The following is a 13,754-nucleotide window of genomic DNA, read 5'->3' as shown; positions in this document are numbered from 1 at the left end:
AGCATGGCGCCGAAGCCGGACTGTTGACGGCGCGCAATGTCGTGGCCCGGATGGCTCGGCAGGCTGGGGTGATAGATGCGTTTCACCAGCGGCTGCTGTTGCAGGAAGGCGAGGATGCGGTCGGTGTTCTCCTGATGGGTGCGCAATCTGGGGGCCAGAGTGCGCAGGCCGCGCAGGGTGAGGTAGGAGTCGAACGCCCCGGAGGTGAGCCCCAGACAGTTGGCCCACCACACCAGCGACTCGGCCAGTGCCGCCTCCTTGGCAATCGCCACTCCGCCCACCACATCGGAGTGACCGTTGATGTACTTGGTGGTGGAGTGCACCACCACATCGGCACCAAGAGCGAGCGGCTGTTGCAGCAGGGGGGAGAGGAAGGTGTTGTCCACCACCACCTGCGCACCCACCTCGTGGGCGGCGCTGGCAATGGCGCTGATATCCACCACCCGCAGCAGCGGGTTGGAGGGGGTCTCGACCCATACCAGCGCTGGCTTTTGCGCCAGTGCGGCGGCCAGTGCGGCCTCGTCACCCTGATCGACAAACTGCACCCGGTAGTGGCCCTTGGCCGCCAGATACTCAAACAGACGCCAGGTGCCGCCGTAGCAGTCGTGGGGGGCGAGCAGCAGATCCCCCGCCTTGAGCAGTGCAGTGGTGACCAGATGGACGGCCCCCATGCCGGTGCCGGTAACCACGGCGCCTGCGCCCCCTTCCAGCGCCGCCAGCGCGTCCGCCAGATTGGTACGGGTTGGATTGCCTGAGCGGGCATAATCGTATTGACGGGGCTCGCCAAAGTCGGCAAAGGTGTAGTTGCTGGAGAGGTAGATGGGGGGCACCACGGCACCGTGCTGCTGGTCTGTCTCAATCCCGGTGCGAACCGCCAGGGTGGCCTTGTGGGTCATATCACTCTCCTTGATGTTTCTTCACACGCCGGCATCTTGCTGCCACGCGCCATCCCGCCATTGCGGGCTCATGGTCAACCACACTACGCCAGCTTAAAAAAGCCGTCAACACTTCCAGACGTCTAAATGGCTTTGCTGTTGGATTGCCATTAATTTCCTTAAGGGTTAAAATCCGCGCTCACGGCTAAATGAGAACAGGTGAGTCATGGGAACAGAGTGGAACGGCGACTACGTCAGCCCCTACGCGGAACACGGTAAGAAGAGCGAACAGGTCAAGAAGATTACCGTCTCGATCCCGCTCAAGGTGTTGAAAGTGTTGACCGATGAGCGCACCCGCCGTCAGGTGAACAACCTGCGTCATGCGACCAACAGCGAGCTGCTCTGTGAAGCCTTCCTGCACGCTTTCACCGGCCAGCCGCTCCCTTGCGACGAAGACTTGCGCAAGGATCAACCGGACAGTGTCCCGGCCGAAGCGCGCGCCATCATGGAAGCGCTGGGCAAAGAGATCGAAGATTTCGACAAAGAGTAAGCGATTTGCCATGCACAAGAGGCGACCCTAGGGTCGCCTCTTGTCGTTTCAGCCGCCCCGTTCACGGGGCTGTGATTATTTCAACAGGCTGAAGATCAGCGCCGATACCGCCAGCGAACCGGTCAGCAGGATAAAGCCGTTGGTCCAGCCGTGACGGAAGCGGGCCAGCGCCTCCACCTTGTAGATGGCAATCACCGGCATGATAAACAGGATCATGGCGATGACCGGGCCGGAGAGGGTCTCCATCAGCCCCAGAATGCCCGGGTTGATGACGGCAGCGCCCCAGATGGCGAAGAACATCAGGGCGATGCCCAGCTTGTCCGCCTTGGCCAGCGGCAGGCCGGTGGGCTTGGCGATCAGGCTTTTCAGGCTTTCGCGGGCACCTAGGAAGTGACCGAGGAAGGAGGAGCTGATGGCGATAAAGGCGATGAGCGGCCCCAGAGTCACAATCACCGGGTTGTCGGTGATGTTGGCGAGATAGGAGAGCACCGAGACGTTCTGGGCCTTGGCTTCAGCCAGCTGGGCTGGCGAGAGGCTCAGCACGCAGGAGAAGACGAAGAACAGCACGAAGCCCACCAGCATTACTGTGGTGTTGCGCAGGATCAGACCGCTCTTGGCTTCCGCCTGCTCGCCATATTCACGGCGCTGCACGTTGGCAAAACCGGAGATGGCGGCGGCGTGGCTGAAGGCGAACACGGTGACCGGCAGCGCCAGCCAGACGGTGTTGAGGAAGCTGACCCCTTCAAACGCGGTCACTTCCGGCCATTGCCACTGAGGGATCAGGTAGCAGGAGAGCGCCGCCAGAATGGCCGCCAGCGGATAGACCATAAAGGCGAAGGCGCGCAGCATCGCTTTCTCACCCGCCAGCATCACGGCGATCATGGCAAATACCAGCACGCCGGAGAGCATCACCCGATCCGGGGTTGCCATGCCGAGCTGGTTGACCATAAAGCTCTCTACCGTGTTGGTCAGCCCGACCCCGTAGATGAGCAGGATCGGGAAGATGGAGAGGAAGTAGAGCGCCGAGATGAGCCGACCGGCCATCTTGCCGAAATGCTCCTCCGCCACTTCGGTGAAGTCGGCGTGGGGACGTGAAGAGGAGAGCACGAAGCGCGCCAGCCCGCGGTGGGCGAGGAAGGTCATGGGGCCTGCCAGTACCGCGACGATGACGAGAGGCCAGATCCCGCCCAGACCCAGATTGATGGGCAGGAACAGGATACCGGCGCCAACGGCGGTGCCAAACAGACTGATGACCCAGTGGGTGTCGTGACGGCGCCAGCGGGTGGTGCTGGACGTGGTGGAGCAGGAACCGGATAGCTCCTTGGTAGCCTCTACAGATAAACTCATTACTAATTCACTTTTTGTTAGTGTTTTAATCTGAGTTCATTGTGGTTTATCGGGATTTAATTCTCAAAAAGCGAGACTGAAACATATCACTGCCATTGCGGGGTTTAGCCAGCGAGATTGGGAATGGAATCTGGTTCACAGAATGGAACAAAACTGACATTGGTGATTTTTGTGAAATATAAAACCAAAATTTGATCTACTATCATTTTTTTATTTTGGCTAATCAGGTGTTTTCAGAATTACGTGAAAAATCGCACCATTTCTCGCCGACCGATTGTGATGTTTCACTATCATTTTGCCGCTTTGCCAGCGTATCACGCTGTTCAAGAGCGCCTTGACCAGCGGATCACACCGGCCATCACCCGGGGCAACTTCCCTGAAAAAGCAGGCGGCCATCGGGCCGCCTGCTTGTCTGGTGTGATGACATCGCTATCCGCCTAGTGGGCCAGAATGCTACCCCAGGCGAGATCCGGATCCCCCATCACGATAAAGTCCGGGTTCTCCAGCGACTCGGTTTCGTTGTAGCTGAGTGGCTGCAACGCCAGGCTGAGGATACGGCCACCGGCCGCCTCGACGATGCACTGGGCGGCGGCGGTGTCCCACTCGCCGGTGGGGCCGAGCCGCACGTAGCAATCGGCCGCCCCTTCCGCCACCAGACAGGATTTGAGGGAGCTGGAACCAAGCGGGATCAGCTCGTAGTTGATGGCCGGGTTGAGGCGGCGGGTGAGGTTCTCCAGCTTCTGGCGGCGGCTGATGGCAACTACCAGCGAGTCGGGCTGGTCATGCTCGTGGTGCATGGCGCTGATGGGCAGTACCTCGCCATTCACCTCCTTGAAGGCGCCGTAGCCGCGCACCGCCCAGTAGAGCACGTTGGACTCGGGAGCATAGATGACCCCGAGCACCGGCACATTGTCCCGCACCAAGGCGATCAGGGTGGCGAAGTCGCCGCTGCCCGCGATAAATTCGCCGGTGCCGTCGAGGGGATCCACCAGCCAGTACTGCCGCCAGTTGGATCGCTGGCTGAAGGGGATGTCGGCCGCCTCTTCAGTCAGCACGGGAACGTGGGGAGTGAGCGCCGAGAGCGCCTGCTTGAGGTAGGCATCGGCAGCAAGATCGGCACTGGTGACCGGGGTCGCATCCTCCTTCAGCTGACGCTCGAACTGACCGCCGTGATAGATGTCGTGAAGGATCCTTCCGGCTTCGCGGGCAATCTCCTTGACCCCCGGCACCCAGGCCAACAACTCCTGCATCTCGTTATCCTCTGTCTGTTAACTGCCCGTCTGCGGGCTACTTTGCCTGCTCCGCCAGCCACTTCTGGGCCAAGAGCAGGGCACTGATGCTGCGCGACTCGGTGAAGTCGGGTCGTGCAAGCAATTCGTCGATCCGGTTGAGTGGCCAGGGGATCACTTCCAGCGGTTCGGGCTCGTCGCCGATCCGCTGCTCGGGGAAGAGGTCCCGGGCCAGCAGGATATCCATCCGGCTGGAGAAGTAACCGGGCGCCAGCGACACCTGTTTGAGCAGGGTCAGGCTGTTGGCGCCAAAGCCCGCCTCTTCCATCAACTCCCGGTTACCCGCCTCGAAGGCATCTTCGCCCGGGTCGATCAGCCCTTTGGGAAAGCCCAGCTCGTAGGAGTGGGTGCCGGCGGCATACTCGCGCACCAGCAGCAGGGTGTGGGCATCGAACAGCGGCACCACCATGACGGCGCCCCGGTTGCCGCCGCGCATCCGCTCGTAGACCCGCTCTTCGCCGTTGGAGAACTTGAGGTGGAGGGACTCTACTCTGAACAGCCGACTCTCGGCCACGATCTCGGCCTTGAGGATCTCCGGTTTGCTCTTGGGGTGATCCAGTTGGTCGGCTGAGATGTGCTCGGGTTTGCTCTTGTGGGGGTCGCTCATCGGACGCTGGCTGCTCGTTAAAAAATCGTGCTTCAAGAGTAAACGACTCTCACACCGAACACCACGGGCCAGGGATGGCAAAGGGGGAGGAAAAATCCGTTATACTGCCGCCCCGTTTTCCGAGATCCGCGATCAAGAGGCCCGATGCCACACTCCCGCTCCATCACCTTGCCCTGGCACCAGATAAATACCGTCTTGCTCGATATGGATGGCACCCTGATCGATCTGCATTTTGACAACCACCTCTGGCAGCAGCTGGTGCCGGAGCGTTACGCCGAGCGGCTCGGTCTGCCGCTGGATGAAGCCAAAGCGCAGATCGACGTCCACTATCACGCCGTCAACGGCACCCTCAACTGGTACTGCGTGGATTACTGGAGCGAGACCCTGGGGCTCGATATTCGCGCCCTCAAGCAGGAGCTGCTGGCGAAGATCCAGTGGCGTCCCCATGCCATCCCTTTTCTGGCCGAGCTGCGCGCCGCGGGCAAGCAGCTGGTGCTTTTCACCAACGCTCACCCCGCCAGTCTGTCGGTGAAGGATGCGCAACTCGGTCTTGCCGACCATCTGGATCTGATGGTGAGTACCCACGAGCTGGGCTGGTCGAAGGAGAGCCAGCACTGCTGGCAGGCGCTGGCCGAGCGGCTGGCGTTCGATCCGGCCCGCACCCTGTTTGTGGATGACAGCGAGCGGATCCTCCGGGCTGCCGCCGACTATGGCATCGGCTATCAGCTGGCGATCCAGAATCCGGATAGCTGCAAGCCGGAGCAGAGCATCACCGCTTTTCCGGCGATCCGCGACTATGCCGAGTTGCTGCCGCTGGCAATCTGAGTCTGCTGAAACGAGAGAGGGCTGCATCGTGCAGCCCTCTTTGTATCTGAAACCTTGCGGTGAAAAAATCACAGCTCCCGAAACGGGCGCCGCTTCTCCTCTTCGATGACGATCGCCTCCAGATTGGCGACCCGCTCCTGCAGCTCCCGAATGACCAGATCCTGCTTTCCGAGGCGGTCGGTGATGCGGGCATCCCCCATCTGATAGCGGGCCCGTTTGCCGAGATATCCGAACAATAGGCTGATAAATACGATCAGGACTATGCCTGTCCACATGGTCATGTCACGACTCCTTGTCGTCTATAAGCGGCGAAAATGCTGATGGGATCTGTTCTGTTTTCTCACAGCCGCCAATTGGCCGCAATGGGTCCCGTTTCGCCTTTGTGATGCAGTTGGCTATTGCTGCCAGAGAGGGCGGCCAAGCCACCACCTTGTTACCCGGGTAGCTATTGCTGCCAGAGGGGGCGGCCAAGCCAGAGGGCCCATAGGGTGAGGTGCAGCAGCACGATAAACCAGAAGACCAGCCGGTAGCTGCGCTTCTGGGTCTTGTGGCGCAGCCACTGGCGGGCCACCAGTGCGCCCGGCCAGCCGCCGCACAGCTCCAGCAGATGGAGCCTCGATTCGGGAATGCGCCACTCGCCGCGCACTGCCTGCCGCTTGTCCCAGGCGTAGGCGGCCACCGTGAGCAGGCTCATGGTGAGCAACACGGCCAGCGGCCACCACTGCTGCTCGCCGAGGCCGAGCCAGAGGGCTGCGCCCAGTGGCAGCAGTGCCAGCGCCATCACTGGGCCAGCTCCCAGCAGCGCTCCTCGTCCTGCTTGAGGGTGCGGATCACCCTGGCCGGATTGCCCACCGCCACCGAGTCGGCCGGGATGTCGCGGGTGACCACGGCGCCGGCGCCAATGATGGAGCGCGGCCCTATGGTGACGCCGGGGCAGATGATGGCGCCGCCGCCAATCCAGCAGTCGTCACCGATCCGCACTGGCTTGTTGTAGGCAGTCCAGTTGCGTCGTTCCAGATAGTTCATGGTGTGGGTGGCGGTGTAGATCTGCACGTTGGGGGCCAGCAGCACATGGCTGCCGATGTGCACTTCGCCCACGTCGAGAATGGTGACGTTGAAGTTGAAGAAGGTCTTCTCGCCGATATGGATGTTGCGGCCAAACTCGCAGGTAAATGGCGTGCTGATCCAGCAGGAGTCGGGGCAGTGGCCGAACAGCTCGCGGCAGATCTGCTGGCGCAGAGGGGCATCGCCCGCCGATGAACTGTTGAGTTTGGCCAGCAGCGCCTGACCGCGGATCCGGTCGTTCGCTATCTCCTCGCTCTGGTCATCCAGCGCCCCGCCTGCCAGTACCTTGTCCCAGTCGCTCGCCATTGCTACCTCCTCATGCTGCAAGAGCAGGCAGTATACGTGACTGTCAGGGGCGCCGTCAGTCTGTCACTTGTTGCAGGTGATCCCCGTCAACCTGTGGGCCAGACGAGGGGCAGGATCAGCAGGGCCGAGACGAAGTAGGGGAGCAATACCCGCAGCCCGAGACTGCGCCCGCCGATGCCGAGGGCCAGCAGCCCCTTCACCAGCGAGTTGACCAGACCGGCCAGCAGGATGCCGCGGGCCGCCACCTCCAGCGCCAGCTCCTTGTGGGAAAGCTGGGAGAGCGACAGCGTGATGGCGTCCACATCGGTGATCCCCGACACCAGCGACAGCAGATAGACCCCGGAGTTGCCCACCTTGTCTTGCAGCAGCGTTGCCATAAAGCCGATCAGCGCCAGCAGCAGGCCGAACTTGATGGCGGTGGACAGATCGAGCGGGTTGCTGGTTTCCGGCTGTACCGGGCCGTCAGTTAGCTCCTCGCGCTGGCGCCAGAACCAGAAGGCAAAGCCGTAGACTGTGGTGGCCAGCAGCAACAGGGGGGCGATGAGGCGCATCGCCAGTTCGCTGTGAATCAGCAGTACCAGTACCAGCAGCCGCAGCCACATGGTGGCCCCTGCCAGCAGGATGCCGGTGGCCAGCAGTCGCTCCAGCCCGCCCTGCTCCTTGTTGAGACGGGCGAACTGCAGGGTAAGGGCGGTGGAGGAGGCCAATCCCGCCAGTATGCTGGTGAGCACCAGTCCGGCGCGGGTGCCGAGCAGGCGTACCGCGAAGTGGCCACAAAACGAGATGCCGGCGATCACCACCACCATCAGCCAGATCTTGAAGGGGTTGAAGGCGTCGAGGGGGCCCATCTCCTCGTTGGGCAGCACCGGCAGCAGCACCAGCGAGATAAGCAGAAAGCGCAGGGTAGCGTGGAATTCGGTCTCGCTGAGAAACAGCATCCCCTGCTGGATCTGTCCCTTCAAACCCATCAACAGGGCGGCCAGCACGGCGCAGGCCACCGCCTCGCTCGGGCTCAGCAGTACCGACATCAGCCCCAGCAAATAGGTGAGCAGCATGGCTACCGAGCTGGTGAGACCAAACTCCCCTTGCCAGCGCTGGGCCAGCCAGACCGAGAGGCCGCAACCGATCACCACCGCCAGCAGGCCGAGCAACGGTAGCCAGGGGCCCAGGGTGGGCAGCAGTAAACCGCACACCCCGCCAAGCAGGCCGATAAGGCCGTAGGTACGCATCCCGGCGATGCGCTGGTTATCCCCCAGCTGGCGCACCTGCCAGCCCCGCTCCAGCCCGATGATGAGGCCGATGGCCAGCGAGACCAGGGCACCGTTGACGGGTTCTGCATTGATCCACATAACGACTTCCTTTTCGTCATCTGCCTGCCTTGTTCCCATGATGGCACAGCGCTTGAGGTCACAGAGGGGCGTGGCTCACAGAGTCTGCGTCTGGCTCCTTGTGGCGTGTGGCTGCCTGATATGAGCAAAAGAGATAAGCAAAGAGTTATTTCTTTCTTCTGGGCATAACAACTCCACGGCATGCTGTTCTCAACCCAACAAGATATGGAGAATCACCATGAAACTGCGAATGACCGCCCTGACCCTGCTCTCTCTGCTGGCATTTGGTCAGGCCAATGCCGCCGAGATCCGCCTGCTCAACGTCTCTTACGATCCGACCCGCGAGCTGTTTCAGGAGTACAACGCCGCCTTTGCCAAGGAGTGGAAGGCCAAAACCGGCGACGACGTGGTGGTGAGCCAGTCTCACGGTGGCTCCGGCAAGCAGGCCCGCGCTGTGGTGGATGGACTGGAGGCCGACGTGGTATCGCTGGCGCTGGCCTACGATGTCAACGCCATCGCCAAGGAGGGGCTGACCGCTGCCGACTGGCAGAGTCGCCTCGGCAACAACGCCTCGCCCTATACCTCCACCATTGTCTTCCTGGTGCGCAAGGGCAATCCCAAGCAGATCAAGGATTGGGATGATCTGGTGCGCAAGGATGTCGCCATCGTGACTCCCAACCCCAAGACCTCCGGCGGGGCACGCTGGAACTATCTGGCCGCCTGGGGCTATGCCCTGAAGAAGAGCGGCAGTGAAGAGGGGGCCAAGCAGTTTGTTGGCGATCTATTCAAGAACGTGAAGGTGCTGGACTCAGGCGCCCGCGGTGCCACCACCAGCTTTACCGAGCGCGGTCTCGGTGACGTGCTGCTGGCGTGGGAGAACGAAGCCCTGCTGGTGCTTGGTCAGGCGGGTGCCAGCGACAAGTTCGAGCTGGTGGTGCCTTCGGTCTCCATTCTGGCGGAGCCGCCGGTCGCGGTGGTGGACAAGGTGGCCAAGAAGCACGGTACCGAAGCTGTGGCCAAGGCCTATCTCGATTATCTCTACTCTGACGAGGGGCAGCATATCGTCGCCAAACATCACTATCGCCCCAGCAACCCGGCGATCCTGAAGGAGACGGCAGCCCAGTTCCCGCAGCTTGCCTTCTTTACCGTCAAGGATCTGGAAGGGGATTGGGAGAAAGCCCAGAAGAAACACTTCGCCCAGGGCGGTCTGTTTGACCAGATCTATCAGCCGGGTCGTTGATAGCTTCGTTATCCATCACTGAACTGGCCCCTGTGCCAGCCGATAGGAGCACCAAGATGAACAAGATCCTCCTGGTTCCCGGTCTGCACAACAGTGGGCCGGATCACTGGCAGAGCCGCTGGCACGATCATTTTCCCCAATGGCAGCGGATGACCGGGCTACCGTGGGACAAGCCGGACCTCAGGGTCTGGAGTGCCAAGCTGGCGAGCAAGCTGAAACGTCGCCGCAGCCGGGTCCATCTGGTGGCTCACTCCTTCGGCGCCCTGACCGCCATCGCGGCGGCCCGCTTGCAGCCGGAGAAGGTGGCCTCGATCTTTCTGGTGGCGCCCGCCGATCCTGCCCGTTTTGGCATTGCGGATGAGGCCTTGGCCGGGCCGCTGCAGGTATCGGCCCAGCTGGTGGCCAGCCGCAATGATCCCTGGATGAGCTTTGAACGGGCCGAATACTGGAGCCGTCAGTGGCAGGTGCCGCTGTTCGATGCCGGTGAGGCGGGCCATATCAATGCCCAGTCAGGTCATGGGGATTGGCATCAGGGGCTGCATTTGCTGGGGGCTCTCTACCGCCGTGGTGAGCTGGTAGTGGCACCGGTCAAGGCCACATCGCCCCGGCCGGTCGTATTGGGCTTTCGCTAGGTATCTGTGAAGTGGTTGGAGGGTTGTCGGGCGCGCTGTTCGCTGGCTACTCCATGCCCCCGTTCTTTGAATGCTCCGCTCCGTATTGCTCCATTTCTTAGGTCTTTTATTTATATAAAAGACCTTTTTTTATTTGGAGTGCGCCAAGAGCCTTGTGACTCTGCGGTTAGACAAAAAAGTGATTAGCAAAGTCGCAATTGATGTTTGTTGCCGATGAGGGGAGTGAGCAGAATCACCATATCGAAAATTCTTCATAACAGATGGATGTGTTATGCGATTTGGTTCTTATTCTGTCCTGCCCGGTTTTGGCCCCACCCTGGGGTTCAGCCTGCTCTATCTGGGCCTGCTGGTGCTGTTGCCGCTCTCGGCCCTGGTGCTGTTTGCGATCAACAACCTGACCGCCGCCGAGTTCTGGCAGGTGATCGGTTCACCCCGGGTGCTCGCCTCCTTTCGCCTGAGCTTCGGTGCGGCCTTTGTCGCGGCGCTGCTCAACAGCCTGTTCGGCCTGATCCTGGCCTGGATCCTGGTGCGCTACACTTTCCCCGGTCGTCGACTGGTGGATGCGTTGATCGACCTGCCATTCGCCATGCCGACCGCCGTTTCCGGCATCGCCCTGTGCGCCATCTTCGCCCCCAACGGCTGGATCGGCCAGTTGCTGGCGCCGCTCGGCATCCAGCTCGCCTACAACCCTATCGGGGTGGTCATCGCACTCACCTTTATCGGATTGCCGTTTGTGGTGCGTACCCTGCAGCCGGTGCTGCGGGAGGCTGAAACCGAGCAAGAGGAGGCCGCCGCCAGCCTCGGCGCCGATCGCTGGCAGACCTTTCTGCGGGTGCTCTGGCCGACCCTGGTGCCTGCCCTGCTCACCGGTTTTGCGCTGGCGTTTGCCCGTGGGGTGGGGGAGTACGGCTCCGTCATCTTCATCGCCGGCAACCTGCCGATGGTCTCGGAAATCGCGCCGCTGATGATCATGAGCCACCTGGAGGAGTATGACTATGCCGGCGCCTCCGCCATCGCAGTGGTGATGCTACTGATTTCATTCATTTTGTTACTGCTAATCAACAAGTTGCAGGCCTGGAGCTGGTCTCGCATCGGAGGGAGCCGGATATGAGTTCATCTGTTATCGCCATTGAGGCGGCCTCTGTGGAGGCGACCCCCGCTCGTAAGGCACCGGTCGTGATCCGTGAACCCCAGTGGGTCAAGTGGCTGCTCATCACGGTCGGTTTGGGCTGGTTTGCCGCCCTGTTGCTGCTGCCGTTGGCCACCGTCTTTATTCAGGCGCTGACGCCGGGGCTCGCCTTCTTCTGGCACGCCATCAGCGAGCCGGATGCCTTGAGCGCCCTCGGTCTCACCGCGTTGGTGACCCTCTGTGCGGTTCCACTCAATCTGCTGTTCGGGATTGCGGCGGCCTGGGCTATCGCCCGTTTCCGCTTCCCCGGTCGGCAGCTGCTCATCACCATCATCGATCTGCCCTTCTCGGTGTCGCCGGTGATCGCCGGTCTGATGCTGGTGTTGATGTTCGGCAGCCGCGGCTGGTTTGGTGACTGGCTGAGCGAGCACGACATCAAGATCATTTTCGCCACCCCGGGGATCATCCTGGCCACCACCTTCATTACCGTGCCCTTCGTGGTGCGCGAGCTGTTGCCCCAGATGGAGGCGCGCGGCCCGGAAGAGGAAGAAGCCGCCATCATGCTGGGGGCGAGCGGTCTGCAGATGTTCTGGCGCGTCACCCTGCCCGGCATTCGCTGGAGCCTGATGTATGGCCTGCTGCTCTGTACCGCCCGCGCGGTCGGGGAGTTTGGCGCGGTGTCGGTGGTCTCCGGCCATATTCGCGGCCAGACCAATACCCTGCCGCTGCATATCGAGATCCTCTACAACGAGTACCAGACCGGCGCCGCCTTCGCGGTGGCAAGCCTCTTGGCTCTGTTCGGGATCTTCACCCTGCTGGGTGAAACCCTGTTGGCCCGGCTGCGTGCCCAGCCCACCAAATCTCACTGATCACCGTTTTAAAGAGGCAGCCATGAGCATTCAGGTTCAACAACTCAACAAGCATTTCAATCAGTACGCGGCGCTGGCAGACATCAACCTCGACTTTCACGACGGTGAGCTGGTGGCCCTGCTTGGCCCCTCCGGCTGTGGCAAGACTACCCTGCTGCGGATCATCGCCGGGCTGGAGCAGGCCGACTCTGGCCACGTCATCATCCGTGGCGAGGATGCCTCGGATCTCCATGTGCGTGAGCGCAACGTCGGCTTCGTGTTCCAGCACTACGCCCTGTTTCGCCACATGACGGTATTCGAAAACGTGGCGTTTGGCCTGCGGGTCAAACCGCGCAGCGAGCGCCCGGCCGAGGCGGCCATTCGTGCCCGGGTCAAAGAGCTGCTGGATCTGGTGCAGCTCAGCCACGTGGCCGAGCGCTATCCGACCCAGCTCTCAGGCGGTCAGCGCCAGCGGGTTGCGTTGGCCCGCGCGCTGGCGGTGCAGCCCAAGGTACTGCTCTTGGACGAGCCCTTCGGCGCCCTCGATGCGCAGGTGCGCAAGGAGCTGCGCCGCTGGCTGCGCGAGCTGCACGACGAGCTGCACGTCACCAGCCTGTTCGTCACCCACGATCAGGAGGAGGCGCTGGAGGTAGCGGATCGGGTGGTGCTGATGAATGCCGGACGGGTCGAGCAGATCGGCACCCCGGCCGAGGTCTACGACCAGCCCGCCAGCTCCTTCGTCCACAGCTTCCTCGGCAGTGTGAACCAGTTCCGCGGTCGGGTGGCGGAGCAGGGATTCGGTGTCGGCGAGCAGCTGCTCGGCGGGCCGTCGGCTTCTCATCTGGCTCACGGCAGTGCCGCCATCGCCTATGTCCGCCCCCATGAACTGGAGATCTTGCCAGCCGATGCGCCGGGCGGGATCCGCGCCACCATTACCCGTCTGCTGCCCATGGGACCACGCATTAGGGTGGAGCTGCGTGGCGATGGCGAAACCAAAGGGGCCCACTACGAGGCGGAGCTGACCAAGGAGGCGGCCAAGCAGTTTGTTCCGGGTCAGGGGGTCAAGCTGGTGGCCAGACAGGCGCAGTTCTATCCCGATTATCAGATTTGATGCTGTGTTGCGGGCGGTGTGGCCGCCCGGTTCAGGCGCTCTGCCGGGGCATGATCCGGCCAAATAACAAAAATGAGAGGGGCGAGCAGATTGTGTCGCCCACTCTTCGCAGGAGGCGACAAGGTGAATTTTCAGCAGTTACGCATTATCCGGGAGGCAGCGCGGCGGGATTACAACCTGACCGAGGTGGCCAACGCCCTTTTTACCTCGCAATCCGGGGTGAGTCGCCATATCCGCGAGCTGGAAGAGGAGCTGGGGATCGAGTTGTTCATCCGCTACGGCAAGCGGCTGCTCGGTATGACCGAGCCGGGCAAGGAGTTGCTGGTGATTGCCGAGCGCATTCTCAATGACGCCAACAACATCCGCAAACTGGCCAGCACCTTTGCCAACCGCGACTCGGGCCGTTTGCTGGTGGCGACCACCCATACCCAGGCCCGCTATGCCCTGCCGCGGGTGGTGAAGGCGTTTCGCGAGCAGTTTCCGCTGGTACAGCTGGAGCTGCGTCAGGGCAGCCCGGAGGAGATTGTGCGGCTGGTGCAGACCGGCGAGGTGGATATCGGCATCAGCAGCGAGCAGCTCGACAAGAGCGAAGGGGTGGTGGC

The 13,754-nt window shown here is 61.8% G+C and carries 16 protein-coding genes; 8 read left to right on the top strand and 8 right to left on the bottom strand.

The genetic code is table 11. The features are described 5' to 3' along the window. Positions 1-896: aminotransferase class I/II-fold pyridoxal phosphate-dependent enzyme (locus G5358_RS17400; protein ID WP_421324579.1), on the bottom strand; the 896-nt coding region annotated here is incomplete at its 3' end. Positions 897-1,101: 205 nt separating this feature from the next. Here G5358_RS17400 and metJ point away from each other — a divergent pair. Then, positions 1,102-1,425, top strand: coding sequence for a met regulon transcriptional regulator MetJ (gene metJ, locus G5358_RS17395; RefSeq protein WP_005340251.1), 324 nt, complete (start codon positions 1,102-1,104; stop codon positions 1,423-1,425). A gap of 75 nt (positions 1,426-1,500) precedes the next feature. Here the strand turns inward: metJ and G5358_RS17390 are convergent, their stop codons facing one another. The 3 genes from G5358_RS17390 to nudE all read right to left on the bottom strand — a co-directional run bounded on the left by G5358_RS17390 (position 1,501) and on the right by nudE (position 4,668). Beyond that, positions 1,501-2,772, bottom strand: a complete 1,272-nt coding sequence (locus G5358_RS17390) for an aromatic amino acid transport family protein (protein WP_088870226.1) — start codon at positions 2,770-2,772, stop codon at positions 1,501-1,503. Between the two features lie 437 nt (positions 2,773-3,209). Further along, positions 3,210-4,022 (bottom strand): 3'(2'),5'-bisphosphate nucleotidase CysQ, encoded by an 813-nt coding sequence (gene cysQ, locus G5358_RS17385; RefSeq protein ID WP_042053272.1) that lies wholly within the window; start codon positions 4,020-4,022, stop codon positions 3,210-3,212. Positions 4,023-4,059: 37 nt separating this feature from the next. After that, positions 4,060-4,668: an ADP compounds hydrolase NudE gene (gene nudE / locus G5358_RS17380; RefSeq protein WP_194495233.1), complete on the bottom strand. Its 609-nt coding sequence runs from the start codon at positions 4,666-4,668 to the stop codon at positions 4,060-4,062. Positions 4,669-4,812: 144 nt separating this feature from the next. Here nudE and yrfG point away from each other — a divergent pair, with 144 nt between their 5' ends. Then, positions 4,813-5,493 (top strand): GMP/IMP nucleotidase, encoded by a 681-nt coding sequence (gene yrfG, locus G5358_RS17375; protein ID WP_279498995.1) that lies wholly within the window; start codon positions 4,813-4,815, stop codon positions 5,491-5,493. A gap of 68 nt (positions 5,494-5,561) precedes the next feature. Here yrfG and G5358_RS17370 read toward each other — a convergent pair whose 3' ends face one another. The 4 genes from G5358_RS17370 to G5358_RS17355 form a co-directional block, all read right to left on the bottom strand. Then, positions 5,562-5,774: a hypothetical protein gene (locus G5358_RS17370; RefSeq protein ID WP_068977307.1), complete on the bottom strand. Its 213-nt coding sequence runs from the start codon at positions 5,772-5,774 to the stop codon at positions 5,562-5,564. Between the two features lie 164 nt (positions 5,775-5,938). Beyond that, positions 5,939-6,277, bottom strand: a complete 339-nt coding sequence (locus G5358_RS17365) for a DUF1294 domain-containing protein (protein WP_139442953.1) — start codon at positions 6,275-6,277, stop codon at positions 5,939-5,941. Continuing rightward, a complete protein-coding gene (locus G5358_RS17360) occupies positions 6,274-6,864 on the bottom strand; it encodes a sugar O-acetyltransferase (RefSeq protein WP_245148108.1) in 591 nt (196 codons plus the stop codon). The genes G5358_RS17365 and G5358_RS17360 overlap by 4 nt, the downstream gene beginning before the upstream one ends. Before the next feature lie 86 nt (positions 6,865-6,950). Further along, on the bottom strand, positions 6,951-8,213 hold the full coding sequence (locus G5358_RS17355; RefSeq protein ID WP_245148107.1) for an MgtC/SapB family protein: 1,263 nt from the start codon (positions 8,211-8,213) through the stop codon (positions 6,951-6,953). 217 nt (positions 8,214-8,430) lie between these two features. Here G5358_RS17355 and G5358_RS17350 point away from each other — a divergent pair, with 217 nt between their 5' ends. The 6 genes from G5358_RS17350 to G5358_RS17325 form a co-directional block, all read left to right on the top strand. Continuing rightward, positions 8,431-9,432, top strand: a complete 1,002-nt coding sequence (locus G5358_RS17350; RefSeq protein WP_058056498.1) for a sulfate ABC transporter substrate-binding protein — start codon at positions 8,431-8,433, stop codon at positions 9,430-9,432. 56 nt (positions 9,433-9,488) lie between these two features. Then, complete coding sequence (locus G5358_RS17345) at positions 9,489-10,064, top strand: RBBP9/YdeN family alpha/beta hydrolase (protein ID WP_245148106.1); 576 nt, start codon at positions 9,489-9,491, stop codon at positions 10,062-10,064. Between the two features lie 271 nt (positions 10,065-10,335). After that, complete coding sequence (gene cysT / locus G5358_RS17340; protein ID WP_040067348.1) at positions 10,336-11,175, top strand: sulfate ABC transporter permease subunit CysT; 840 nt, start codon at positions 10,336-10,338, stop codon at positions 11,173-11,175. Further along, entirely contained in the window at positions 11,172-12,062 is an 891-nt protein-coding gene (cysW, locus tag G5358_RS17335; RefSeq protein ID WP_421324578.1) for a sulfate ABC transporter permease subunit CysW, read from the top strand. Before cysT ends, cysW begins: the two co-directional genes overlap by 4 nt. A 22-nt stretch (positions 12,063-12,084) precedes the next feature. Then, the gene (locus tag G5358_RS17330) at positions 12,085-13,152 is read left to right on the top strand and encodes a sulfate/molybdate ABC transporter ATP-binding protein (protein ID WP_421255264.1); all 1,068 of its coding nucleotides are present in this window, start codon (positions 12,085-12,087) and stop codon (positions 13,150-13,152) included. Between the two features lie 123 nt (positions 13,153-13,275). Beyond that, a partial coding sequence (locus G5358_RS17325) for a LysR substrate-binding domain-containing protein (protein WP_421324577.1) occupies positions 13,276-13,754 on the top strand: 479 nt, incomplete at its 3' end.

The sequence above is a fragment of the Aeromonas sp. 604176 genome, from assembly GCF_049170755.1.
Classification (GTDB): domain Bacteria; phylum Pseudomonadota; class Gammaproteobacteria; order Enterobacterales; family Aeromonadaceae; genus Aeromonas; species Aeromonas veronii_A.
Note: the sequence above shows the minus strand (reverse complement) of the source record. Positions and strands in the feature narration are given on the sequence as shown.